This window comes from Streptomyces sp. NPDC050743 (assembly GCF_044456925.1).
In the GTDB taxonomy this organism is placed as follows: domain Bacteria; phylum Actinomycetota; class Actinomycetes; order Streptomycetales; family Streptomycetaceae; genus Streptomyces.
This window is the reverse complement of record NZ_JBITGJ010000034.1, coordinates 1-23,562: the sequence shown is the minus strand read 5'-3', so window position 1 is coordinate 23,562 and position 23,562 is coordinate 1. Positions and strand designations below refer to the sequence as shown.

Annotated in this window: 20 protein-coding genes and 1 pseudogene; 15 read left to right on the top strand and 6 right to left on the bottom strand. The window is 72.2% G+C overall.

Annotated features, from left to right (window positions below; genetic code table 11):
* The first annotated feature begins 324 nt into the window (after positions 1–324).
* The 7 genes from ACIBJF_RS28190 (at position 325) to ACIBJF_RS28160 (ending at position 8,344) form a co-directional block, all read left to right on the top strand.
* The gene (locus ACIBJF_RS28190) at positions 325–1,236 is read left to right on the top strand and encodes a GntR family transcriptional regulator (protein ID WP_399177848.1); all 912 of its coding nucleotides are present in this window, start codon (positions 325–327) and stop codon (positions 1,234–1,236) included.
* A 244-nt stretch (positions 1,237–1,480) separates the two neighbouring features.
* Positions 1,481–3,775 carry a phosphotransferase gene (locus ACIBJF_RS28185; RefSeq protein WP_399177846.1) on the top strand — a complete coding sequence of 765 codons (2,295 nt, stop codon included), beginning with the start codon at positions 1,481–1,483 and terminating at the stop codon, positions 3,773–3,775.
* Between the two features lie 9 nt (positions 3,776–3,784).
* Positions 3,785–4,399, top strand: coding sequence for a TetR family transcriptional regulator (locus ACIBJF_RS28180; RefSeq protein WP_399177844.1), 615 nt, complete (start codon positions 3,785–3,787; stop codon positions 4,397–4,399).
* A 51-nt stretch (positions 4,400–4,450) separates the two neighbouring features.
* Entirely contained in the window at positions 4,451–6,481 is a 2,031-nt protein-coding gene (locus tag ACIBJF_RS28175; RefSeq protein ID WP_399177842.1) for a HelD family protein, read from the top strand.
* 47 nt (positions 6,482–6,528) lie between these two features.
* Positions 6,529–7,152 carry an RraA family protein gene (locus ACIBJF_RS28170; protein WP_399177841.1) on the top strand — a complete coding sequence of 208 codons (624 nt, stop codon included), beginning with the start codon at positions 6,529–6,531 and terminating at the stop codon, positions 7,150–7,152.
* Positions 7,153–7,164: 12 nt separating this feature from the next.
* Positions 7,165–7,641: an HAD domain-containing protein gene (locus ACIBJF_RS28165; RefSeq protein WP_399177839.1), complete on the top strand. Its 477-nt coding sequence runs from the start codon at positions 7,165–7,167 to the stop codon at positions 7,639–7,641.
* Between the two features lie 163 nt (positions 7,642–7,804).
* A complete protein-coding gene (locus tag ACIBJF_RS28160) occupies positions 7,805–8,344 on the top strand; it encodes a DUF6817 domain-containing protein (protein ID WP_399177837.1) in 540 nt (179 codons plus the stop codon).
* Positions 8,345–8,415: 71 nt separating this feature from the next.
* Here ACIBJF_RS28160 and ACIBJF_RS28155 read toward each other — a convergent pair whose 3' ends face one another.
* The gene (locus tag ACIBJF_RS28155; protein ID WP_399177835.1) at positions 8,416–10,785 is read right to left on the bottom strand and encodes an ATP-binding cassette domain-containing protein; all 2,370 of its coding nucleotides are present in this window, start codon (positions 10,783–10,785) and stop codon (positions 8,416–8,418) included.
* A gap of 184 nt (positions 10,786–10,969) precedes the next feature.
* Between ACIBJF_RS28155 and ACIBJF_RS28150 the strand changes: the two genes are divergently transcribed.
* Positions 10,970–11,536: a carboxymuconolactone decarboxylase family protein gene (locus ACIBJF_RS28150; protein WP_399177834.1), complete on the top strand. Its 567-nt coding sequence runs from the start codon at positions 10,970–10,972 to the stop codon at positions 11,534–11,536.
* Positions 11,533–12,399, top strand: a complete 867-nt coding sequence (locus ACIBJF_RS28145; RefSeq protein ID WP_399177832.1) for an RNA polymerase sigma-70 factor — start codon at positions 11,533–11,535, stop codon at positions 12,397–12,399. Before ACIBJF_RS28150 ends, ACIBJF_RS28145 begins: the two co-directional genes overlap by 4 nt.
* 37 nt (positions 12,400–12,436) lie before the next feature.
* Here ACIBJF_RS28145 and ACIBJF_RS28140 read toward each other — a convergent pair whose 3' ends face one another.
* A complete protein-coding gene (locus tag ACIBJF_RS28140; protein ID WP_399177830.1) occupies positions 12,437–13,318 on the bottom strand; it encodes a GNAT family N-acetyltransferase in 882 nt (293 codons plus the stop codon).
* A gap of 74 nt (positions 13,319–13,392) precedes the next feature.
* The gene (locus ACIBJF_RS28135; protein ID WP_399177828.1) at positions 13,393–14,055 is read right to left on the bottom strand and encodes a class I SAM-dependent methyltransferase; all 663 of its coding nucleotides are present in this window, start codon (positions 14,053–14,055) and stop codon (positions 13,393–13,395) included.
* 150 nt (positions 14,056–14,205) lie between these two features.
* Between ACIBJF_RS28135 and ACIBJF_RS28130 the strand changes: the two genes are divergently transcribed.
* From ACIBJF_RS28130 to ACIBJF_RS28120, 3 genes are all read left to right on the top strand, one after another.
* Positions 14,206–14,667 (top strand): helix-turn-helix domain-containing protein, encoded by a 462-nt coding sequence (locus ACIBJF_RS28130; RefSeq protein WP_399177827.1) that lies wholly within the window; start codon positions 14,206–14,208, stop codon positions 14,665–14,667.
* 76 nt (positions 14,668–14,743) lie between these two features.
* Entirely contained in the window at positions 14,744–15,400 is a 657-nt protein-coding gene (locus tag ACIBJF_RS28125) for a hypothetical protein (RefSeq protein WP_399177825.1), read from the top strand.
* Between the two features lie 120 nt (positions 15,401–15,520).
* Positions 15,521–15,856, top strand: a complete 336-nt coding sequence (locus ACIBJF_RS28120; RefSeq protein ID WP_390682302.1) for a DUF2516 family protein — start codon at positions 15,521–15,523, stop codon at positions 15,854–15,856.
* Positions 15,857–15,964: 108 nt separating this feature from the next.
* On the opposite strand, the gene ACIBJF_RS28115 is transcribed toward ACIBJF_RS28120, so the two are convergent.
* The 3 genes from ACIBJF_RS28115 to ACIBJF_RS28105 form a co-directional block, all read right to left on the bottom strand.
* On the bottom strand, positions 15,965–17,266 hold the full coding sequence (locus ACIBJF_RS28115; RefSeq protein ID WP_399177823.1) for a PP2C family protein-serine/threonine phosphatase: 1,302 nt from the start codon (positions 17,264–17,266) through the stop codon (positions 15,965–15,967).
* Between the two features lie 280 nt (positions 17,267–17,546).
* Positions 17,547–18,614 (bottom strand): NlpC/P60 family protein, encoded by a 1,068-nt coding sequence (locus ACIBJF_RS28110; protein ID WP_399177821.1) that lies wholly within the window; start codon positions 18,612–18,614, stop codon positions 17,547–17,549.
* 224 nt (positions 18,615–18,838) lie between these two features.
* Positions 18,839–19,651 carry a class I SAM-dependent methyltransferase gene (locus ACIBJF_RS28105; RefSeq protein WP_399177819.1) on the bottom strand — a complete coding sequence of 271 codons (813 nt, stop codon included), beginning with the start codon at positions 19,649–19,651 and terminating at the stop codon, positions 18,839–18,841.
* A gap of 200 nt (positions 19,652–19,851) precedes the next feature.
* Here ACIBJF_RS28105 and mshA point away from each other — a divergent pair, with 200 nt between their 5' ends.
* The 3 genes and pseudogenes from mshA to ACIBJF_RS28090 all read left to right on the top strand — a co-directional run bounded on the left by mshA (position 19,852) and on the right by ACIBJF_RS28090 (position 23,452).
* Complete coding sequence (gene mshA / locus ACIBJF_RS28100) at positions 19,852–21,189, top strand: D-inositol-3-phosphate glycosyltransferase (protein WP_399177817.1); 1,338 nt, start codon at positions 19,852–19,854, stop codon at positions 21,187–21,189.
* Positions 21,182–21,682, top strand: a complete 501-nt coding sequence (locus tag ACIBJF_RS28095) for a YbjN domain-containing protein (protein ID WP_399177815.1) — start codon at positions 21,182–21,184, stop codon at positions 21,680–21,682. Before mshA ends, ACIBJF_RS28095 begins: the two co-directional genes overlap by 8 nt.
* A 104-nt stretch (positions 21,683–21,786) precedes the next feature.
* Positions 21,787–23,452, top strand: a pseudogene (locus ACIBJF_RS28090) (glycosyl hydrolase family 28-related protein).
* Positions 23,453–23,562 lie beyond the last annotated feature (110 nt).

The window sequence follows — 23,562 nt, the reverse complement described above, 5'->3', positions numbered from 1 at the left end:
GCCCCCGGGATCCCGGCCTCCGGCCGGCCCCGCCGCCTGCGGGCCCAGGCCCGCAGCGACGCCAGGGCCCCCACGCCCCAGAGGACCAGCTGGGTCAGGTCGTCGATCTGCACGTCGAATCCGAGCACATGGATCGTCACGGCTTGCACCCCTTCCGGGCCCCCGGCAACCGGTCAACCCCTCAAGTCCGCGCTGTTGACTGACGAAGTTGACTGCTTGTGGCAGCATGCCCGGCCAACTAGATCTAGTAACCGCGCAGTTGACTTGACTGGTTGCCTGACGGACGTGGGTTTGCCGACGGTGCGTGGGAGGTACGTACGGCGCATGACGGTGGAGCGGAAGGACGAGGCCGGCGGGCACGAGTTTCTCCGGGTCACGGAGGAGCTGCGGGCCCGGATGGCCGACGGCTTCTATCCGGTGGAGACCTATCTGCCCTCCCAGGCCACGCTGGCCAGGGAGTTCGGGGTCTCCCGGGACACCGTGCAGCGGGCCTTGCGCGTCCTGCGCGGTGAGGAGTGGATCGAGTCCCGGCAGGGCAAGGGCTCGCGGGTGGTGCGCAACCAGCGCATCCAGTCCTCGACGCCCCGGGCGAGCAGGTCCCGGCGCCAGCTGACCCTGGGGCCGCTGATCGCCGAGGCGTTCGAGCAGTCCGAAGTCACGCTGGACATCTACACGTTGACCTCGGAGAGCCTGGACACCCACATCCATCTGCAGGCGGAGCGGATCCGCGCCGGCATCATCGCGCCCCGGCGCATCGCCCTGCGCCTGATCCTCCCGTCCGCGATCGACGCCCTGCCCTATCCGCGCGGGGTGGAGCCGGGACACGACGAACGGCTGCGGGAACGGCTGCGGGGCATCACCGAGGCCCACACCGCCTCGCTGCACAAGGTCCTCGGCGAGCTGAGCGCCGAGCAGCTCGTCCCCGAGGTGGAGTACGAGTTCCGCCACGCCCCCTTCGCTCCCACGTTCAAGCTCTACGTCATCAACCGCTCCGAGGTGCTGCACGGCCCGTACATACCGCTCGTCCGCCCGGTGATGTTCGACACCGGTGAGGAGGTCCGGGCCGTGGACGTCCTCGGGCTCGGCGCGACGCTCACCCACCACGTGCGCGACGCCCGTGCCGACTCACCGGGGTCGACCTTCGTGGACGGCATGAAGGCGTGGTTCAAGGCCACGTGGGAGCTGCTGACGGACGAGGCCGCGAAGCCGGCGGCCGGGACGGCGGCACAGGCGTGAGGCCCGGAACACCGTCGGGTATGGGATACCATCCGGCTACCGTCCGAGCGACCGCTCGGGTTCTCGCGTGAGGGATGGCGACGAGCCAGCCTCTGCCGGCTCGGCGCGGACGAGTGGCACACCACCCGCCTGGCTGCTCGACCGGGCCGCAGGTTGTGTTGTCCGTCGTCCGGGGAGTTAGCGTTTTTCCCCCGACCCGTCCCGTCCCCCTCCAGCGCAGCGTGATCGAAACCCGGAGCGACCAGTGGGCGCACCACCCGTCCCCCGCGACACGGCGGGGCCGCGCTCCGGCCGGGCCCGGACCGACGCCGTATGGCGGGCGTTCGTCACGGAGGCAGCCGCGCGGGGGCGCACCAGCGGCGGCTTCCACAACGACAACCACGTGCTGCCGCTGCCCGAGCCCATGGCCCGGCTGCTGGGCCGGAAGCCGGGCACCCTGGTGACCGTGCGGCTGCCGCGCGCCGACGCCCTGCCCGTGGTGATCCGGACGTGGCGCAGCGAGGCGGGGATCCTGCGGGCCGTCAAGGGCGTGCTGCCCAATGTGCCCGAGTGCCTGGTCGAAGGCGACGGCTTCGCCATCCACAGCTATGTGGAAGGCGTGCCGCTCTCCAGCGTCTGCCGGGCCGGCAAACCGGTCGATCGCCTGCTGGTCGGGGCCCTGGCGGACCTGCTCGCCCAGGCGGCCCAGGTGCGGGGCCCCGCGCTGCCGCCCCTGTCGCCGTTGTGGCCCCGTAACCACACCGACAGCCAGGGCTTCCTGCAGACCCTGGCGCGGCTGGCCGACCTGCAGATCCGCAAGCCCAACTGGGCCCGTTTCGGCGGCCTGTTCGCCGCTCTCGGCATCCCCGAGGACGCCCTGGTCCGGCTGGCCGAACGGGTCCCCGCCATGTCCCGCCGCCCCTACGGACTGCTCCACGCCGACCTGCACCGCGACAACGTGATCATGTCGTACGGCGGTGATCCGCCCCTGATCTGGGTCGACTGGGAACTCGCCACCTACGGCGATCCGCTGCACGACCTCGCCGTCCACCTGGTCCGGATGCAGTATCCGGACCACCAGTGGGGCGAGGTGATCGAGGCGTGGGCGCGCGCCATGGGCGGGGTGCGGCCGGCCGCGGTCAACGGGGTGGCCCGCGATCTGCGGCACTACGTGGCCTTCGAACGGGCGCAGTCGGTGTACCCCGATGTGATGCGGGCCGCGAAGTCGCTGGAGGAGTCCTTCGACCAGAAGAGCCTGGACGAGGCGACGGCATGGGTGCACCAGGCCGTGCAGGCGGCGGCCGAACCGCTGAGGCTGGGCCGGGTGCCGGGGCGGGAGGAGATCGAGCGGATCCTGTTCCGCTGGCGCGCGGCGTCCGTACAGCCCGGTACCACGACGGTCACGGGAGCGGCGGCGCCGGCCGGTGGCGGGCCGTGGCGGGGCCCGGTCGCCCGGGCGATCGACTGGAAGCCGGACCGGCGGGTGCCGGCACCCCCCGACTTCCCGCACTCCGCGGTCGCCGACGCCCTGGTCCTGGAGGGCGCGGCCCCGGCCCACCGGGTGTTCAAGGGCACCGCGCACCTCAACACGGTGCTCCAGGTCCCCGGCACGCCGTTCCCGGTCGTCGTCCGCCGCAAGGTCGCGGACGTCACCCGGCGCGAGCGCAGTTTCCTCAGCGAGCACGCCGTGCTCCAGGCCATCGAGCGGTCCGGGGCGGCGGTGGCCGCGCCCCGGGTGCTGGCGCTGGGGGAGAGCCACTCGAAGAGCCTGTCCGCCATCCGGACCTACTCCGGGGACCGCTTCGCCATCCACACCTACGAGGGCCGGCCCGACGTCGGCCGGCGGCCCGAGCATCCGGTGCACGGGCTGCTCCCGCACGAGGCGGACCGCCTGGTCGACCAGCTGGCCGCACTGACCGAGGTCGACTACACCCTGGTCGACCCGCTGGCCGGCCGGCCCGGCTTCTACGCCTGGCTCAGCGACCAGCTGGTGGCGCTGGTGGCCCGGCTGCCCAAGGAGTCGCAGCAGCTGGCCCGCTTCCTCGGCCTGCCCGACGCGGCCCGGCTGCGCGAGATCCTCGCCCGGCACCAGGTCACCGACCGGGCCGCCGCCCTGCTGCACGGCGACCTCAACCCCTGGAACCTGGTGCGCCGCGGTGACGATCTCGCGCTGACCCTCATCGACTGGGAGCTGGCGGTGGTCGGCGACCCGCTGTACGAGCTGGTCCGGCACATGCACCTCACCCCGACCCGGCCGGAGATCCGCGACCGCATGTTCCGCCGCTGGGCGAGCCGGCTGCCGGACCGGTTCACCAGGAACTGGCAGGAGGACTGGCGGGTGTACCGGTGGATCGAGATCGTCCGTTCCGCCTACGTCGACCTCGACCGCCTGGTCACCGGCGCGAGCCTGGACGCCCCCAACGTCCGCCGCGCGGTGGACTCGTACGCGATGACCCTGGCGGCGGCCACCGCCTCCCTGGGGCTGTCGTCGCGGCGCCGGACCAACCCCTACCTCGCCCGCGCCCTGGCCTGGCCCACCCGCCCGGGCGGCGCTGCGTAGGCTCGCCCCATGGGTGAGATGGGCCTGCGTGAGCGCAAGCGGCAGCGGATGTACCAGGACGTGTCGGACATCGCCGTACGGCTGTTCCTGGAGCGGGGCTTCGACGCGGTGTCCGTGGCCGAGGTCGCGGCGGCGGCCGGGATCTCCAAGCCGACCCTCTTCCGGTACTTCCCGGCCAAGGAGGACCTGGTCCTGCACCGGATCGCGGACCACGAGACGGAGGCCGCGCGGGTGGTCGCCGGCGCGGCCGATCCGGTGGACGCGCTGCGCCGGCACTTCCTCGCCGGTCTCGAGCGGCGCGACCCGGTCACCGGGCTGAACGACCACCCCCAGGTGCTCGCCTTCCACACCCTGCTCTACGGCACCCCGGCCCTGGTGGCGCGGGCGCACTCCCACCTGGAGCGGTCGGAGGCGGCGCTCGCCGAGGCGCTCGGGGGCGGGCTGGAGGAACGGCTGGCCGCCGGGCAGATCATCGCCGTGCAGCGCATCCTCGCCCAGGAGAACTGGCGGCGGATCGCGGCGGGGGAGCGGATCGAGGAGGTGGCGCCGGACGCCGTACGGGCGGCCGAGCGGGCGTTCCGGCGGCTGGGGGAGGGGCTGCCGGAGTTGAGACGTGAGAAGTGAGACTCGGTTAAAAATATAACTCGGTAACGCTGTGGCGGTACGCTGGTCGCCATGACGTCACTCGACCCCGCCCTCACGAACACCCTGCACACCGAGCGCGCCTACCACGACACCTGCCGTGCCGCCCTCGCCGCCATGGTCGAGGGCGCCGCCGAACAGGTCGTCATCGGCGAGGACGTCTCCGCCTCCGGAGCCGACGCCGAGGTCCTCGGCTACCACCTGCGCAGCCAGGCCAAGGCGCTGCGCGAACTGCCGCCCGGCCCGCTGTTCTTCGGCCGCCTGGACTTCGCCGCCGGCGACCCCGGGCACGGCGGGCAGAGCTACCACCTCGGCCGGCTCCGGATCACCGAGGACCCGGCCGTCCCGCCCCTCGTGGTCGACTGGCGGGCCCCCGTCTCCCGCGCCTTCTACCAGGCGAGCGCCCGCGACCCGCGAGGCGTCGAGGTGCGGCGACGGTTCGGCTGGGCGCCGGGCAGCCGGGGCGCGTCCGCCGACCTCACCGGCCTGGAGGACGAGCACCTCGGCCGGGGCGAGTCCCGGGCCAGCGACATCGTGGCCCGCGAGATCGAGCGGCCGCGGGTCGGACCCATGCGCGACATCGCCGCCACCATCCAACCCGAACAGGACGACCTGGTCCGCGCCGCCCTCGCCGACTCGGTGTGCGTCCAGGGCGCGCCCGGCACCGGCAAGACGGCGGTGGGCCTGCACAGGGCGGCGTACCTGCTCTACACCCATCCCAAGCGGCTGCAGCGCGCCGGACTGCTGATCCTCGGCCCCAACCGCACGTTCCTGCACTACATCGCCGAGGTGCTGCCCTCGCTCGGCGAGACCGGCGTAGGCCAGTCGACGCTCCTGGAGGAGATCGCCCGGCACCCGGTCACCGGCACCGACCCGGCGGACACGGCGGCGCTCAAGCACGACCCCCGGATGGCCGAGGTGCTGCGCCGGGCGCTGTACGGGCGCGTCACCACCGACGGCGTGACCGACCTCGCCGTGAAGGACGGCTCCAGCCGGTGGCGGGTGCCCGCCGGTGAACTGGCCGCCATCGTCGAGGCGGTGCGCACCGAGGAGCCGCCGTACGCCATCGGCCGCGAACGGGTGCGCACCCGGGTGGTACGGCGGCTGCGCGAGCGGGCCGAACGGCACGCCGGGGTCCTGCCCGCCTCCTGGGCGCGCCGCATCGAACGGGCCCGGCCGCTCACCGAGCACCTCGACCTGGTCTGGCCGAAGGTCCGCCCCGAGGAGGTGCTGGCCCGACTCCTCACCGACCCGGCGGAGTTGGCGCGGGCCGCCGACGGGCTGCTGGACCCCGAGGAGCAGGCGGCGCTGGTGTGGCCGCGCCCGCCGCGCTCGCACAAGTCGGCCCGCTGGTCGGCCGCCGACCTGGTCCTGCTGGACGAGCTCTCCGGGCTGATCGAGCACCCGGAGGGCTACGGCCACATCGTCGTCGACGAGGCGCAGGACCTCTCGCCCATGGAGTGCCGGGCGATCGCCCGCCGCGCGGCCTTCGGCTCGCTGACCGTCCTCGGCGACCTCGCCCAGGGCACCACCGCGTGGGCCGCCCGCGACTGGTCCGTCCAACTGCGCCACCTCGGCCGGCCGGACGCGGCCGTGGTCCCGCTGACCACCGGTTTCCGGGTGCCGGCGGCCGTCGTGGACCTGGCCAACCGGCTGCTGCCCCGCCTGGACGTGTCGGTGCCCCCGGCCGAATCCCTCCGCGCGGACGGGGAGTTGCGGCTGCGCCCGACCGACGACGTGCCGGGCACGACCGTGACCGCGGTACGCGAGGCGTTGGCCCACGAGGGCTCGGTGGGCGTCGTGGCGGCCGACGCGGACGTGGACGCCGTACGGGCGGCCCTCACGGCGGCGGGCCTGGACCCGGCCGGCCCGGACGAGCTCGGCGCCCGCGTGACCCTGGTCCCCGCGAGCATGGTCAAGGGCCTGGAGTACGACCATGTGGTGGCCGTGGAACCGGCGGCGGTGGCGGAGGCGGAGGAGCGCGGCGCGCATCGCCTGTACGTCGTGCTGACGAGGGCGGTCTCCCGCCTGGACGTGGTCCACGCCCGTCCGCTCCCCTTCTGAACTCCTGAACAGGGACGGCGTGTTCGGACCGGGATAGCGCGCGGGCCATGACCCAGACAGCAGCGTTCAGCGAAGTGCCCACCACGACCCTCGCCGACCTCCTCGGCCGCGCACAGGTCATGGACATCGGCATACGGCCGCTGTGGCGGCCGGTCCCGCGGGTGGCCGGACCGGCGTTCACCGTCAGCTGCCCGCCCGGCGACAACCTCATGCTGCACGCGGCCGTCCACCGCGCCGCGCCCGGCTCGGTCGTCGTCGTCGAGTCCGGCGACCTCCACTACGCGCTGGCCGGCGGCAACGTGTGCGCGGTGGCCCGGCGCCGCGGCGTGGCCGCGTTCGTCGCCGACGGCCTGATCCGCGACCTGGGCGAGGTCCGGGAGATGGCCTTCCCCGTCTTCGCCCGCGGCGTCATCCCCGTCCTCGGCGCCAAGAAGGCCGTACGGCCGCTGAACCGGGCTGTGCGCTGCGGGGGCGTACGGGTCGAGTCCGGGGACGTGGTCGTGGCGGACGAGGAGGGCGTGGTCGCCGTACCGGCATCCCGTGCGGAGGAGGTCCTGCGGGCCGCGCAGGCCAAGCTCGCCAAGGAGTCCGAGGAGACCCTGGACGACTGGGAGAAGGCCCACCGGGCGCGGATCGACGAAATCCTCGCCGCGCAGGGCTTCCAGGACTGATCCTGGACGGTGATGCTGCTCTTCCTCGACGTCGACGGCCCGCTCATCCCCTTCGGGGCGGGCCCCTACCAGCTGTACGACGGCCCCTCGGCCGCCGTCGGTGAACACCCGCTGCTGAACCGGGTCGATCCGGCGCTGGGCCCCCGGCTGGCCGCGCTGGGCTGCGAGCTGGTGTGGGCCACGACCTGGATGGACGAGGCCAACAGCTGCCTGGCGCCCTGGCTGGGCCTGCCGCCGCTCCCGGTCGTCCCGTGGCCGGACGAGCCCGAGCCCCCAGGCCGGCTGCACTGGAAGACCCGGCCCCTGGTCGCCTGGGCGGCGGGCCGCCCCTTCGTCTGGCTGGACGACGAAATCACCGCCCCCGACCGCGCCTGGACCGCCGTCCACCACCCCGGACCGGCCCTGCTGCACCGGGTGGACCACCGGCACGGGCTGACGGAGGCGGACTTCGGGGCGGTGGGGGAGTGGCTGGCGGGGATCGGTTGCTGAACCAGGGCACGGAGTCGCCGTGCTCGGCGAGTGCCCCCAGGTCGGGGAGCGGGTGAAGCGAAGGCTTGGACCGGCGGAGGGAAACCGAGGATTGACCGGCTCACGCCGGCCGCCGGATGATCGGCAGGGCGATGCCCTTCGGGCCGACGGACGGAGGTGACCCGTGCCGGACTCCCCGGCCACCGCGGTCGCGTTCCTGCGCGACCTGGGAGCCGCCGACCTCGCGCATCCGGGCGGCACCCTCCTCGCGCATCTCCGGCGCGTGGAGCGACAGCTCGCCGAGTGGGGCGCGCGCCCGGCCCTGCGGCTCGCCGGCCTGTGCCACGCCTGCTACGGCACCGACGGCTTTCCCGAGTCCCTGCTGCCGCCCGGCCGACGGGCCGAACTGGCGTCCGTCATCGGTACCGAGGCCGAGGCCCTCGTGTACCTGTACGGCTCCTGCGACCGCGCGGCCACCTATCCGGCGCTCGCCGAGGACGACGGGCTCTTCCAGGACCGGTTCACCGGTCGCGCCCATGTCCCCGGGGCCGGCCCGCGCCGGGACTTCGCCGAGCTGACCGCCGCCAACGAACTCGACCTGGCCCGCCGGGACCCCGCCTTCCGCGGCCGCTGGGGGCCGGAACTGCTCGCTCTCTTCACCCGCGTCCGACCCCTGCTGAGCCCGTCGGCCTGGTCGGCGTGCGAGACGGTGCTGGCCGGCTGACCCGGCCGGCCAGGAAGCCCCGGACGCCCCGTCGCGGGGCTCAACGGCGCTTCACCGCCCGGCCCGCCCCCTCACGCGCCGACGTACTCCGCCAAGTGCTCGCCGGTGAGGGTGGAGCGGGTCTTCACCAGGTCCGCCGGGGTGCCCTCGAAGACCACGCGGCCGCCGTCGTGGCCGGCGCCGGGCCCGAGGTCGACGATCCAGTCGGCATGGGCCATGACCGCCTGGTGGTGTTCCACGACGATCACCGACTTGCCGGAGTCGACCAGGCGGTCCAGGAGGGCGAGGAGCTGTTCCACGTCGGCCAGGTGGAGGCCCGTCGTCGGCTCGTCGAGGACGTAGATCCCGCCCTTGTCGGCCATGTGCGTGGCCAGCTTCAGGCGCTGGCGTTCACCGCCGGAGAGGGTGGTGAGCGGCTGGCCGAGGGTGAGGTAGCCGAGGCCCACGTCGGACATGCGCTCCAGGATCTTGTGCGCGGACGGCGTGCGCGCCTCGCCCGTGGCGAAGAACTCCTCCGCCTCGGTCACCGACATCGCCAGAACCTCCGCGATGTCCCGCCCGCCGAAGGTGTACTCCAGCACCGAGGCCTGGAAGCGTTTGCCCTCGCACTCCTCGCACGTCGTGGCGACACCGGCCATCATCGCCAGGTCGGTGTAGACGACGCCGGCGCCGTTGCAGGTGGGGCAGGCGCCCTCGGAGTTGGCGCTGAACAGCGCCGGCTTCACGCCGTTGGCCTTGGCGAACGCCTTGCGGATCGGCTCCAGCAGACCGGTGTACGTCGCCGGGTTGCTGCGGCGCGAGCCGCGGATCGGGGTCTGGTCGACGGACACGACGTCCGCGCCCGGCGGCATCGACCCGTGCACCAGCGAGCTCTTGCCGGAGCCGGCCACCCCGGTGACGACGCAGAGGACGCCCAGCGGGATGTCGACGTCCACGTTCCGCAGGTTGTGCGTCGTCGCGCCCCTGATCTCCAACGCCCCCGTCGGCTTGCGCACGGTGTCCTTGACCGCCGCCCGGTCGTCCAGGTGCCGGCCGGTCAGCGTGCCGCTGGCGCGCAGGCCCTCCACGGTGCCCTCGAAGCAGACGGTGCCGCCCGCCGTACCGGCGCCGGGGCCGAGGTCGACGACATGGTCGGCGATCGCGATCGCCTCCGGCTTGTGCTCCACGACCAGCACGGTGTTGCCCTTGTCGCGCAGCCGCAGCAGCAGTTCGTTCATCCGCTGGATGTCGTGCGGGTGCAGGCCGATCGTGGGCTCGTCGAACACGTACGTCACGTCGGTGAGGGAGGAGCCGAGGTGGCGGATCATCTTCACGCGCTGGGCCTCGCCGCCCGACAGCGTGCCCGCGGGCCGGTCGAGCGAGAGATAGCCGAGGCCGATCTCCACGAACGAGTCGAGGGTGTGCCGCAGGGAGGCCAGGAGCGGTGCCACCGTCGGCTCATCCAGCCCCCGCACCCACTCGGCCAGGTCGCTGATCTGCATCGCGCAGGCGTCGGCGATGCTCACGCCGTCGATCTTCGAGGAGCGGGCCGCCGCGGTGAGCCGGGTGCCCTCGCACTCGGGGCAGACGGTGAAGGTGACCGCACGCTCCACGAACGCCCGGATGTGCGGCTGCATGCCCTCCTTGTCCTTGGCGAGCATCGACTTCTGGATCCGCGGGATCAGACCCTCGTAGGTCATGTTGATGCCCGCGATCTTCATCCGGGTCGGCTCGCGGTGCAGGAAGTCCTGCAGCTCCCGCTTGGTGAACTCGCGGATCGGCTTGTCCGGGTCGTACAGGCCGGACTCCGTGTAGAGGCGGTAGTTCCATCCGCCCGTCTTGTAGCCGGGGACGGTGAGCGCGCCCTCGTTGAGGGACAGGGAGTCGTCGAAGAGCTGGGTGAGGTCGAGGTCGGTGACCGTGCCCCGGCCCTCGCAGCGCGGGCACATGCCGCCGGTGATGCTGAAGCTGCGCCGCTCCTTCACCTGCTGCCCGCCGCGCTCCACGGTCACCGCGCCGGCACCGCTGATGGAGGCCACGTTGAAGGAGTACGCCTTGGGCGAGCCGATGTGCGGCTTGCCGAGCCGGCTGAACAGGATGCGCAGCATGGCGTTGGCGTCGGTGGCGGTGCCGACGGTGGAGCGGGGGTCGGCGCCCATCCGCTGCTGGTCGACGATGATCGCGGTGGTGAGCCCGTCGAGGACGTCGACCTCGGGGCGCGCGAGCGTCGGCATGAAGCCCTGCACGAACGCGCTGTACGTCTCGTTGATCAGCCGCTGCGACTCCGCGGCGATCGTGTCGAAGACCAGCGAGCTCTTGCCGGAGCCGGACACACCGGTGAACACGGTCAGCCGGCGCTTGGGCAGCTCCACGCTGACGTCCTTGAGGTTGTTCTCCCGGGCGCCGTGCACACGGATCAGGTCGTGGCTGTCGGCTGCGTGCGGTGCGGTGGCGTCGTCCATGGCGGTCACGGTAGCGGGACCGGACCGCCGGGCGCTTCTTCAATCCTGACGACCGTCCCGACGGCCCGGCGAGCCCGATGTCACACCCGGCAGTCCGGTGGTGTCTTCATGGCGAACCGGTCGGCACACGAGTCGTACGACCGGTCGGCACAGGAGTCGTACCGCGTCGCATGAGGAGGACACCATGACGCTCCGCGTCCCGAAGGCCGAGCTCGGCCCCGAGATCACCGAAGTCCTGATCGAGCAGTTCGGCACCGTGCCCGAACCCCTTCAGGCCACGTGGCACAACCCCAAGGTCGCCGAGGCGGCCCAGGAGATGGGGGCCCGGGTGAACGCCTGGGACGTGGCCGACGAGAACCTGAAGTCGTTCGCGCACATGGCGGTGGCCGCGCTGGTCGGCTGCAGCTGGTGCCTGGACGTCAACTACTTCCAGGCGCAGAACAAGAAGCTGGACCTGACCAAGGCCAGCCAGGTGCCGCGCTGGCGGGAGTCGGACGTCTTCACCCCGCTGGAGCGGGACGTGATGGAGTACGCCGAGGCGATGTCGGCCACGCCGCCGACCGTGACCGACGAGCTGTCCGCGTGTCTGCTCGACCGGCTCGGCGCGGCGGCGCTGATCGAGATCACCGCGTCGATCGCCTTCGCCAACTTCGCGACCAGGAACAACACGGCGCTCGGAGTCAGGTCCCAGGGCTTCTCGGACGCCTGCGAGATTCCCCTGGCCGCGCGTTCGGAGCAGCCGGCTTCATGACCGAGGATCCCTTCGTCACCCACCGCAGCCTGCTCTTCACGGTCGCCTACGAGATGCTCGGCTCGGCGGCCGACGCGGAGGACGTGCTGCAGGAGTCCTGGCTGCGGTGGGCCGGCGTCGAGCAGGCCGACGTGCGTGAGCCGCGGGCCTACCTGGTCCGGATCGTCACCCGGCAGGCGCTCAACCGGCTGCGCGCCCTGTCCCGCAGCCGCGAGGAGTACGTCGGCGAATGGCTGCCGGAACCGCTGCTGACCAGCCCCGACGTCGCCGAGGACGTCGAACTCGCGGAGAGCGTGTCGATCGCGATGCTGACGGTCCTGGAAACCCTCGGGCCGACCGAGCGCGCGGTGTTCGTGCTGCGCGAGGTCTTCGAGCTGCCGTACGGGGAGATCGGCGAGGCGGTCGGGAAGACGGCGGCCACGGTGCGGCAGATCGCGCGGCGCGCCCGCGAGCACGTGGCGGCCCGGCGGCCGCGCGTGCGGGTGAGCCGCTCCGAGCAGCAGGCGGTGGTGGAACGTTTCCTTGCCGCACTGCGCACCGGGCGGCTGGGGGAGCTGCTGGAGATCCTGGCGCCGGACGTCGTCATGATCACCGACGGGGGCGGGGTGGTGGCCGCCGCCATACGGCCGTTCCACGGGGCCGGCGTCGTCGCGGACCTGCTCGCGCGCGCACACCTGCGGGTGGAGAGCCTGGAGACGACGGCGGTGTGGCTCAACGGCGCCCCGGCCGGCCGTATCGACCTCGACGGCGAGCCGAGCGCGGTGAGCCTCACGGTGGAGGACGGCCGGATCACCCGGATCCACGTGGTCCGCAACCCCCACAAGCTGACCCGCCTGAACGAGCCGGCCGAACTCGCCCGGTAGCCGTCCGCTCTCCGGCGCGGTCCCGCGTCGTCGGTGCTCAGCCGGCTTGCGGTGCGGGGTGCGAGAAGTCGTATGCCGCCCAGTCGGTGAGCGTGCGATAGCCGAGGCGCTGGTAGAGGGCGTTGCTGGTGGGGTTGGCCAGGTCGGCGAACAGGACGACGTCCCTCGCGCCCGCGGCCAGCGCGGCCCGGCTCACCTCCGCCGTCACGGCACCCGCGTAGCCGCGGCCGCGGAGGTGGGCCGGGGTGTAGACGACGTCCACCTGGATCTGGCCGCCGATCAGCGGGTTCATGCCCGCGACGGAGACGGGGGTGCCGTCCGGGGTCTCCCAGAGCGTGTAGCGCTTGTCGGCGAAGCGGGTGCCGGCCCATGTGCCGGCGTCGATGGAGACGTCTTCCCCGACGGCCTTGGCGAACTCGCCGCACCAGAACATGACCTGCTCGAGGTCCTGCTCGCCCAGGACGCGGCCCCGGCCCGCCGGCATCGGCTCCCGCGGGGTGAGCGTGCCGAGGCGGTACAGACGCAGCCGCGTGTCGCGGAGTTCCGGCGTCGCGCCGGTGCGCCGCTGCCAGGCCTCGGCGAAAGCGCCGGCCGTCACGTGGTCGGCGCTGACGGAGGGGACACAGTGCCCGAGGGCGGCCAGGCGGGCGGCGAGGGAGTCGGCCTGCTCGGGCGTGAGCGGGGAGAGGCCGAAACCACGCGGCGGAAGGCGGTAGAAGGTGGCCTCGACCTCGCCCCCTCGCTCCAGCACACCGAAGACGGGGGCTTCGGCGCCGAACGCCTCCGCCCCACGCGCTCGCACCCTCTCGGCCCAGGTCAACTGCATGACGTGCGGACCGGGTCGCGAGCGCAGGAAGTCCCCGGCCCGGACGAGAAAGCCGTCGACGTCTTCGGTGAGGTACCAGCCATCCGGTCGCATGCTTCATGGTTCCCCGTGCGGCAGAAGCGCCCAACGGTTTTCGGCCAGGGCGAGAACGGACCCGAGGTGTCCCGTCACGAGCCGTCGGGCTTGTGGGCGAGGAAGAAGCCTTGCCGGCCTTGCCGGGGTCTCTCGCTCTCGTCGGCTTCGCGGATGGTCTGGGCGTCCATGACGAGGCCGGCCTTGCTCATCAGGCCGGCGATGTGATCAGGGGACATCCAGTAGACATCGAGCGACACCTCGTGGCCGTATGCGTGGTCCAGGTGCCGACGCCGGTCCCCGACCTTGAACGCCAGCAGTATGTGGCCGCCCGGGGCCAGCACCCGGTGACATTCCGCGAACACGGTCGGCAACGACTCCGGTGGGGTGTGGACGGTCGAGTACCAGGCGACGATGCCGCCGAGACCGTTGTCCTCCAGGTCCAGAGCGGTCATCGATCCCTCTTCGAACCGAAGACCCGGGTGCGTCCGGCGGGCGACCGCGATCATCTCGGGGGAGAGGTCGATGCCGAATGCGTCCACTCCGAGCGAGTGGAGGTGGGCCGTGATGCGGCCGGGGCCGCAGCCGAGGTCGGCGACCGGTCTCGTGCCCGGCGCCTGCACGAGTTCGCAGAACGCGGCGAGCATGGCGCGGTCCAGCGGCTTGGCGTTCAGCTCGTCGCGAGCGAGTCTCTCGTAGTCGACGGCAACGGTGTCGTAGGCCGTCCGAGTCCTGTGCAGGTAGGTCGCTTCGGTCATGGGCCATGACCGTAGCCCCGTGCCTCGACGCCAGGCCCGAGATCGGCAGAACGCACGTAACTCCAGCCAGAAGTCGCCCTCTCCCCCCGCGGACAGACTTTTGCAAGCGGGTGCTTGCAATTGTTAGCGATGGTGGGGCAAGGTGGACGCATGGCATCGCTCAACGTCGGCAATCTCGGTGAGTACCTGCGCGAGCAGCGGCGGAACGCACAGCTGTCGCTGCGGCAACTCGCCGACGCCGCCGGCGTGTCCAATCCCTACCTGAGCCAGATCGAGCGCGGGCTGCGCAAGCCCAGCGCGGAGGTGCTCCAGCAGGTCGCCAAGGCCCTGCGCATCTCCGCCGAGACGCTGTACGTCCGCGCCGGAATCCTCGACGCCGAGCGGGACCGGGATGAAGTGGAGACCAGGTCGGTCATCCTCGCCGATCCCTCGCTCAACGAGCGGCAGAAGCAGGTGCTGCTCCAGATCTACGAGTCCTTCCGGAAAGAGAACGGATTCGGGATCGGCGAGCCCGCCGACGACGAGGGCGGCGCTCAAGACGAGGGCGGCGCTCAAGAAGCGGACACCGACGGACACGATGCCGATGCAGGCCCGCGGCGGACGGCCGGATAACCGGACCAGGGCGCCGGCTCCCACCGCGGACCACACCAACCTCAGCCGAACACGAATCCGGGAGGACCAGATCACGATGGCCATCACCGACGACCTGCGCAAGACCCTCAGCGACCCGACCCCGCTCTACTTCGCCGCCGGCACCGCCGACCTCGCCTTCCAGCAGGCCAAGAAGGTGCCCGCCCTGGTCGAGCAGCTGCGCGCCGAGGCGCCGGCCCGTATCGAGGCCGTACGCAACACCGACCCGAAGGCCGTGCAGGAGAAGGCCGCCGCCCGGGCCAAGGAGGCGCAGGGGAAGGCCGCCGCCCGGGCCAAGGAGGCGCAGGAGAAGGCCGCCGCCCGGGCCAAGGAGGCGCAGGAGACCCTCCAGACGAAGGTCAACGAGTTCTTCGGCACCCTCGACGTCGACCTGAAGAAGCTCGGCGAGCAGGCGCAGGACCTCGCCCTGCGCGGGGTCGGCGTCGCCGCCGAGTACGCCGTCAAGGCCCGCGAGACCTACGAGAAGGTCGCCGAGCACGGCGAGCAGGCCGTGAAGAGCTGGCGCGGCGAGGCCGCCGAGGAGATCGAGGACTTCGCGATCGCCGTCGAGGGCAAGCCCGAGCCGGCCGAGGCCCGGGACGAGCCGCAGCCGGCCGTGGCCGAGCCCGCCGCGGAGGACAAGCCGGTGGCGAAGAAGGCACCGGCCCCCCGCAAGACCACCACCGCGAAGAAGACCACGCCGCCGGCCAAGTGACCGGCAGCGGCGGGATCACGCCGAGATGACAGCGGGCCGGGCACCTTGGGGGTGTCCGGCCCGTTGTACGGGTACGGTTGCTGTACGGAAGACTCGACTCGGGTGGTGGGCATTGTGCTGATGACGGCAGTCGGCGGAGTGATGTGGCTGATCTTCACCGCCATGCTGGCGCTCGCCATCGTGGCGTTCGTGATGGCGGCGATCTTCCGCGAGGACGCGTACCGCGCCGCGAGCAAGCAGAACAAGGGCTTCTGGCTGATCATCCTCGGCATCGCGGTCGCCGTGAACCTCTTCGTGCCCATGCTGTTCCTGCAGCTCGCGGGCCTGGTCGCCACGATCGTCTTCTTCGTGGACGTACGCCCCGCGCTGCAGCAGGTCTCGGGCGGCAAGGGCTTCCGCCGCCGCAGGGGAAGCAGCAGCGACGGTCCTTACGGGCCGTGGAACGGCGGCCGCTAGCCGATTCCGGGCGCGGACACCAACGCAAGGGGCGCGGGGAACCGCGCGAGCAACCCACCCGCGCCCGCACCCGGCGACGGAGAGGCACCGCCTACGGCAAGGCCCCGATCACGGCGCCCGATCCAGCAGCACCACGGCCACGTCGTCGGTCAGCTCCCCACCGTTGAGCTGGCGCACCTCGCTCACCGCCGCCCGCAGCAGCTCCTCCCCCCGCAGACCCGCCGAGAGCTGGCGGCGGATCATCGACACCATCCCGTCCTGACCGAGTCGCTCGCCCCCCTCGCCGACGCGGCCCTCGATCAGACCGTCGGTGTAGAGCATCAGGCTCCACTCGGAACCCAGCTCCACCTGCATCCGGGGCCAGCGGGCGCCGGGGAGCAGGCCGAGGGCGGGGCCGTTGTTGTCGTAGGGCAGCAGGCGGGCCTGCCGGCCGGGGCGGGCGAACAGAGGCGCCGGGTGGCCGGCCAGGCACAGGCCCGCGCGGCGGCCGTCGGGCGCGATGTCCACCGTGCACAGGGTCGCGAAGATCTCCTCGTCGGCCCGCTCGTGCTCCAGCACCTGCTGCAGCGTGCCGAGCAGTTCGTCGCCGCACAGGCCCGCCAGCGTCAGTGCCCGCCAGGCGATGCGCAGCTCCACACCGAGCGCGGCCTCGTCCGGACCGTGGCCGCAGACGTCGCCGATCATGGCGTGCACCGTGCCGTCGGGGGTGCGGACGGCGTCGTAGAAGTCGCCGCCGAGCAGCGCGCGGGAGCGGCCGGGGCGGTAGCGGGCGGCGAAGCGCAGCGAGGAGCCGTCCAGCAGAGGCGTGGGCAGCAGCCCGCGCTCCAGACGGCGGTTCTCCTGCGCGCGCAGCCGGCCCTCGGCCAGCCGCCGCTCGGCCGTGTCGGAACGTTTCCGCTCCACCGCGTACCGGATGGCACGGCTGAGCAGCCGGCCGTCCAGCTCGTCCCGGAAGAGGTAGTCCTGCGCGCCCACGCGCACGGCCTCGGCACCGCGCTCGGCGTCCCCGGAGGCGGTCAGCGCGAGCACGGCATGCCGGGGCGCGAGCCGGAGCACGTGCTTGAGCACGGCCAACTCGTCGTCGGTGTCGCTGCCGCCGGGCGCCGACAGCGCCAGGTCCAGCAGGATGCAGTGGACGTCGTCGGTGAGCAGCCGCTCGGCCTCGGTGAGGTTCCGGGCGGTACGCACACGGATCGGCTTGCCGGCCGAGTCCAGCAGGTCGGGCACGATCGGCGAACCGGCCGGATCGTCCTCGATCAGCAGCAGGGTGAGAGTGGCGCCGGTGCCGTTCGTGGGCATCGCGTCGCGGTGGGCCTCTTCCTTGAGGGGGCCGCCGACGGCGGAGGCGGCCTGCGCCTGACCACTCTCCACGGCCGGGATCGCTCTCTGCCGCGGTACGGGTACGGGCATCGTCTTGGGTTCCTTCCCTCCCCCCGAGGGCACGGCGGCGTCGAGGGTCTCGAAGCCACCGACGGGGACCATAGCGGGTGCTCCCACCCCGATGGAATGGTGTGAGCCGCGCCGCTCCCGCGCAGGCCGCTGTCATATGCCGCTTTCCGTACGACAGTTGGACACGGCCCCCCGGCACGGGGAATGACGAAGCTCACGTCCGGCCGGGGTTTGAACGGGGGTTGGTGGTGGAGTGGGTCACATGGTGCACATCACGGGGCATGGCCGGAGATGACCTGGCTCACGCGTCCGGTCGTACGACCCCCAGGATCGGCATCGACCCGGCGCCCGCGACCGTCACCGTCCGCCCGGGGCGGGGAGCCTGGATGATCGCGCCGTCGCCGACGTAGATGGCCACGTGGCTGGCGTCGTCGAAATAGATGATGAGGTCGCCGGGGCGCATGTCCTTGACGGCGACGTGCTTGAGCTGCTTCCACTGCTCCTGCGAGGTGCGCGGGATGGGGTGGCCGGCCGACGCCCAGGCCTGGGAGGTCAGGCCGGAGCAGTCGTAGGACTTCGGGCCCTCGGCGCCCCACACATAGGGCTTGCCGAGCTGGGCCGTGGCGAACGCGATCGCCTTCTCGCCCTGCGCGGACGCCTTGCCGTGGATCTTCTCGAGTATGCCGGTGTCCAGCCAGTCCGTCTGCGCCTTCAGCGCGGCCTCGGCCTCCAGTCTGGCGAGCCGCTCCCTGTCCTTCTTCTCCAGCTCGGACTCGAGCTTCTCGGCGGCGGCGATCTGCTGCTCGATCCTCTTCTTGGCGGTGGCCTTGGCCTTGCGCTCGCCGTCCAGCTGCGTCCACTGCGCGGCGGCGTCGTCGGCGTACGCCCGCAACTGGTCCTGGGTGCTGGTCAGTTCGCTCATCAGCGACTTCGTCGCCCGCTGGCCCTGGAGCACCAGCCCGGCCCCGTCCAGGACCTGTCCGGGGTCGTCGCTGAGCAGGAACTGGGCGGTGGGCGGGATGCCGCCGGTGCGGTACTGGGCGCGGGCGGCCGCGCCCGCCTGGTCCTTGAGCTTCGCGAGCCTCTGCTGTCCCTCGTCGATCTTCCTGGCCAGCGCGACGATCTGGGCGGACTGCTGCTTAGCCTTCTCCTCGGCCGCGTTGTAGGCGTCGGTGGCGACGGCGGCGTCGTGGTAGAGCTTGTCGAGCTTCTCGCGGACCTGTTCGAGGTCCTTGCTGGGCGGGGGAGTCGGGGATGTGCTCGGCGTGGGTGCCGGGGTGGCGAAGGCCGTGCCGGGCGCCGCCAGCACGGTCACCGCGCAGACCACCGTCACGGCGGCCGAGAGGATGCTGCGCTTGCCCCAGCCCATCACACATGCCCCCAAAGCTGATTTACCGTCAGTAACTTACGATGCTCCGGGGATGGTGTCACGTCACGACACAAAACGACAGAGGTGGGTGTTCCCCCCGAGTTCGCGCCGCTATGACGATCTCCCCGCCGGTGTGACGAACGGCGCACGGAGATCGTTCCGTTCCGGCTTTCCCGAACGGGTGATCCCGAATGGGGCGGTCCGGCCTCGCCGAACGGGTTATCTCAGCCCCAGGGCGCCAAGGCCCCCCACGCCACCGTCACTTCACCCTGCCGCCAGCGCGCCGGGCCGTCGGTCACCGGCCAGTCGGCCGTCAGGTCCCGTACCGCGCGCAGCCAGCGCTGCCGGGCGCCGTAGGAGGCGAAGGGCGCGGCGGCGGCCCAGGCGCGGTCGAAGTCGCGCAGGAAGGCGTGCACCGGCTCGCCGGGGACATTGCGGTGGATGAGCGCCTTCGGCAGCCGCTCGGCGAGGTCGGAGGGCCGCTCCAGCGAGCCCAGCCGGGTGGCGAAGGTGACGGTGCGCGGGCCCTCCGGGCCGAGCGCCACCCACACGTGCCGGCGACCGATCTCGTCGCACGTGCCCTCCACCAGCAGTCCGCCGCGCGAGCCGCCGCCGGCCGGGGCGAGCCGCGCGCACAGCCGCTGCCAGACGGCGGCGACCTCGGCCTCGTCGTACTGGCGCAGCACGTTGGCGGCCCGGATGAGCATCGGCCGCCCGGGCACGGGCACCTCGAATCCGCCGTGCCGGAAGGTCAGACCCTGCCGCTCGTACGCCTTCGCCGCCGCGACCCGCGCGGGTTCGATCTCGATACCGACCACGCGCGTGCGGGGGGCGGTGGTCCGCAGCCGGCCGAGCAGCTCCACGGCGGTCCAGGGGGCGGCGCCATAACCGAGGTCGATGGCCAGCGGTGTCTCGGCGCGGCGCAGTTCGGTGCCGTGGGTCGCCGCTATCCAGCGGTCCATGCGGCGGAGCCGGTTGGGGTTCGTCGTCCCGCGCGTCACCGTTCCCACGGGGCGGGCGGCTGCGCGGGCTTTCATGCCTACGAGGGTAAGCGGGGGCGCGCCCCGGAAAACGGCTGCCGGGCCGGCAGCGCATCGAACGGTTGCTCGATCGAGGGTAATGATTGGGTAAAGCTGCTTGATCGGGAAATGGCCCGGCCGCCGCCTCTGTTGCACCTCCTTGGAGGGCGAGGTCGGTCCTCCGTCCGGCATGCCCGCAGCAAGGAGAGGACCGCCAGGTGAGCCAGTACGTCAGCAGGCTCGGGCGACGCTCCCCGTCGGCCGCGTCACGGCTACGACTGCACCGCAGGCCCCGCCGCGTCGCCATGCTCTCCGTCCACACCTCGCCGCTCCACCAGCCCGGCACCGGCGACGCCGGCGGCATGAACGTCTACATCGTGGAGCTGGCCCAGCGGCTCGCCGCCATCAACATCGAGGTCGAGATCTTCACCCGGGCCACGTCGGGCGGACTGCCGCCCACGGTCGAGCTGGCCCCCGGCGTCCTCGTCCGGCACGTCGACGCCGGCCCCTACGAGGGCCTCGCGAAGGAGGACCTGCCGGCCCAGCTGTGCGCCTTCACACACGGTGTGATGCAGGCCTGGGCCGGTCACCGCCCCGGCTACTACGACCTCGTCCACTCCCACTACTGGCTCTCCGGCCACGTCGGCTGGCTCGCCGCCCAGCGCTGGGGCGTGCCCCTGGTGCACGCCATGCACACCATGGCCAAGGTCAAGAACGCCAACCTGGCCGACGGCGACACGCCCGAGCCCGCCGCCCGCGTCATCGGCGAGACCCAGATCGTGGCCGCCGCCGACCGGCTCATCGCCAACACGGCCGAGGAGGCCGACGAGCTGGTACGGCACTACTGCGCCGACCCCGCGAAGGTCGCCGTCGTCCACCCGGGCGTCAACCTCGACCGCTTCCGCCCCGCCGACGGCCGCGCCGCCGCCCGCGCCCGGCTCGGCCTCCCGCAGGACGCCCTGATCCCGCTCTTCGCCGGCCGCATACAGCCCCTGAAGGCCCCGGACGTGCTGCTGCGCGCGGTGGCGGTGCTGCTGGACGAGCGCCCGGAACTCCGCTCCCGCATCCTGGTCCCGGTCGTCGGCGGACCGAGCGGCAGCGGGCTCGCCAAGCCGGAGGGGCTGCAGAAGCTCGCCGCCCGGCTCGGCATCGCGGACGTCGTACGGTTCCACCCGCCGGTCGGGCAGGAACAGCTCGCGGACTGGTTCCGGGCCGCTTCCGTGCTTGTCATGCCGTCCTACAGCGAGTCCTTCGGGCTGGTCGCCATAGAGGCGCAGGCGGCCGGTACGCCGGTGCTCGCGGCCTCGGTCGGCGGACTGCCGGTGGCCGTGTGCGACGGCGAGACCGGCTTCCTGGTCCACGGCCACCATCCCGCCGACTACGCGCGCGTGCTGCGCCGTTTCGTCGACGAGCCGTCCCTCCCGGCGAGCATGGGCCGGGCCGCCGCCCGGCACGCGCAGTCCTTCGGCTGGGACCGGGCGGCCGCCGAGACCGCGGACGTCTACACGGCCGCGACCCAGTCCCACCGCCGTCGCGTACGCTCCCACCATGGGTGACGTCGAGAAGGCCAGGCAGGTCCTGGAAGGTGTCCTGAAGGACGCCGAACTGGAGTGGGAGAGCCCCGAGCCCGGAAACTACGTGGTCAAGCTCCCCGGCACCCGCAAGCTGTCCACGACGGTCTCCTTCCTCGTCGGCCGCCACTCCCTCTCCCTCAACGCCTTCGTCGTCCGCCACCCCGACGAGAACGAGGCGGGCGTCCACCGCTGGCTGCTGGAGCGCAACCTCAAGCTGTACGGCGTGAGTTACGCCGTCGACCGCCTCGGCGACGTCTACGTCACCGCCCGCCTGCCCCTCGCCTCGGTCACCCCCGACGAGATCGACCGCCTCCTCGGCCAGGTCCTGGAGGCGGCCGACGGCGCCTTCAACACCCTCCTGGAGCTGGGCTTCGCCTCCTCCATCCGCAAGGAGTACGCCTGGCGGGTGTCCCGGGGCGAGTCCACGCGCAACCTGGACGCGTTCAGGCATCTGATCGAACGCCCGGCGGACTGACTTCCGTACGACCTCTTCCCTGCCCGACAGTGGCAGTGGCATGCTCACGGCCGACGCAATTCTGAACGTCATTCATATAGATGAATATGAAGGGGTGGGTGGACATGAGCAGCACGCACCTCACGCGACGGACCCTGCTGGCCGGTGCCACGGCCGTGGCGCTCGGCGCGACCGCGATCGGGACGACGGTCAAGGCGGCGGCCGCCGAACAGGCCCAAGTGCCCGACATCTGGCATGAGTTCGGCCGGTCTCCCTTCACCCACCCCCAGATCCCCTACGTCGGCCGGGCCGGCTGCCGAGGTGGAGCCGCCTGCTTCCCCCGCCCCCGCCACTTCGCCGACGTCACCGAGTACGGCGCCGTACCCGACGGCACCACCGACTGTGCCCCCGCGATCAACCGTGCCATCGCCGCCGCCGGAAGGGCCGGCGGTGGCACGGTCACCATCCCGCCCGGCACCTTCCGCATCGACGGCCTGATCCACATCGGCGACTCGGGTGTCGTGCTGTGCGGCGCCGGCAGCGGCCGTACCACCCTCCACGCGACGAAGTCCCTCACCGAACTGATCGGCGTCTACGGCTCCCGCTACGGCGGCGACAAGTCGGCGTGGTCCTGGGCGGGCGGTCTCATCTGGCTGGCGCCGAGGGCCCGTTGGGACTCCCTGGTCGCCGTCGTCCGGTCCCGCGCCTGGCCCTTCGAGGGCTGGACCGGCAACAAGCGTGACGAGTGGACGCCGCTGACGGCGGTGGAACCGGCCCGGCAGGGCTCGTGGACGATCACCGTCGCCGATCCGGAAGGGCTGCACCCCGGCCGTCTCGTCCTCCTCCGCCTCGCGGACGACCCCGCGCACACCCTGCTCCAGCACATGGCGGGCGGCGGCCCGGGCCCGGCGTCGTACTCCTGGGACGACAAGACCAAGCTGCTGTCGTACGTCCCCTACGAGTGGCCGGTGCGCATCGCCCGCGTCCGGGGCCGCCGGGTCACCCTCGAACGCCCCCTGCCGCTCGACGTACGCCCCGAGTGGAACCCGCAACTGACCACGCACGTCACCGAGCTGACCGGGTCCGGCGTCGAGGGCCTGACCCTGGAGGCGGTCGAGACCCCGCAGTCCCCGCATCTGCTCGACAAGGGCTACAACGGCGTGGCCTTGCAGTGCGCGTACGACTGCTGGGTGGACGACGTCACGGTGACGAACGTCGACAACGGCTTCGGCCTGGTCGCCGCCTCCGCCTGCACCCTGCGCCGCACCCGGGTCGCCGGCCGCGGCTCGCACCACCCGTACTTCTGCCGCGAGGGCTCCCACGACAACCTGATCGAGGACTTCACCATCGAACAGCGCACGGTCCCGGCCCCCGCCGAACACCCAGCTCCACGGCATCAACGTCGAAGGGCTGTCCTCGTACAACGTCTGGTCGCGCGGCGAGATGCGGATGGGCACCTTCGACAGCCACCGCGGCCTGCCCTTCGCCAACGTCCGCACGGACATCACGGTGAACAACAACGGCCGGCACGGCGGAGACGCCAACGCGGGCCCGCTCTTCGGCGCCCGCTTCACCCACTGGAACATCAGGGTCACCAACGGCCGCGCCGGCCTGATGAAGATCGACGGACTCGCGCCCCGCTCCGCGACGGTCGGCGTCAACGAGGTCACCGAGTTCGACCAGATCGACGTCCCCGACTTCACCGGCGATCTGCACGCGCGCCTGGAGCTGTACGGCACCACGGACGCCGTACGACCGCGCAATCTGTACGACGCGCAGCGGGACCTCTAGACGAGTCTTTCCGAATGCCTGCGGGCGCGAGGAGAGGGTGTCCATGATCGTTTGTGACGACGAACCTGGACACCCTCGTGACCGCACTCTACGTAAAGATCGATGACGAG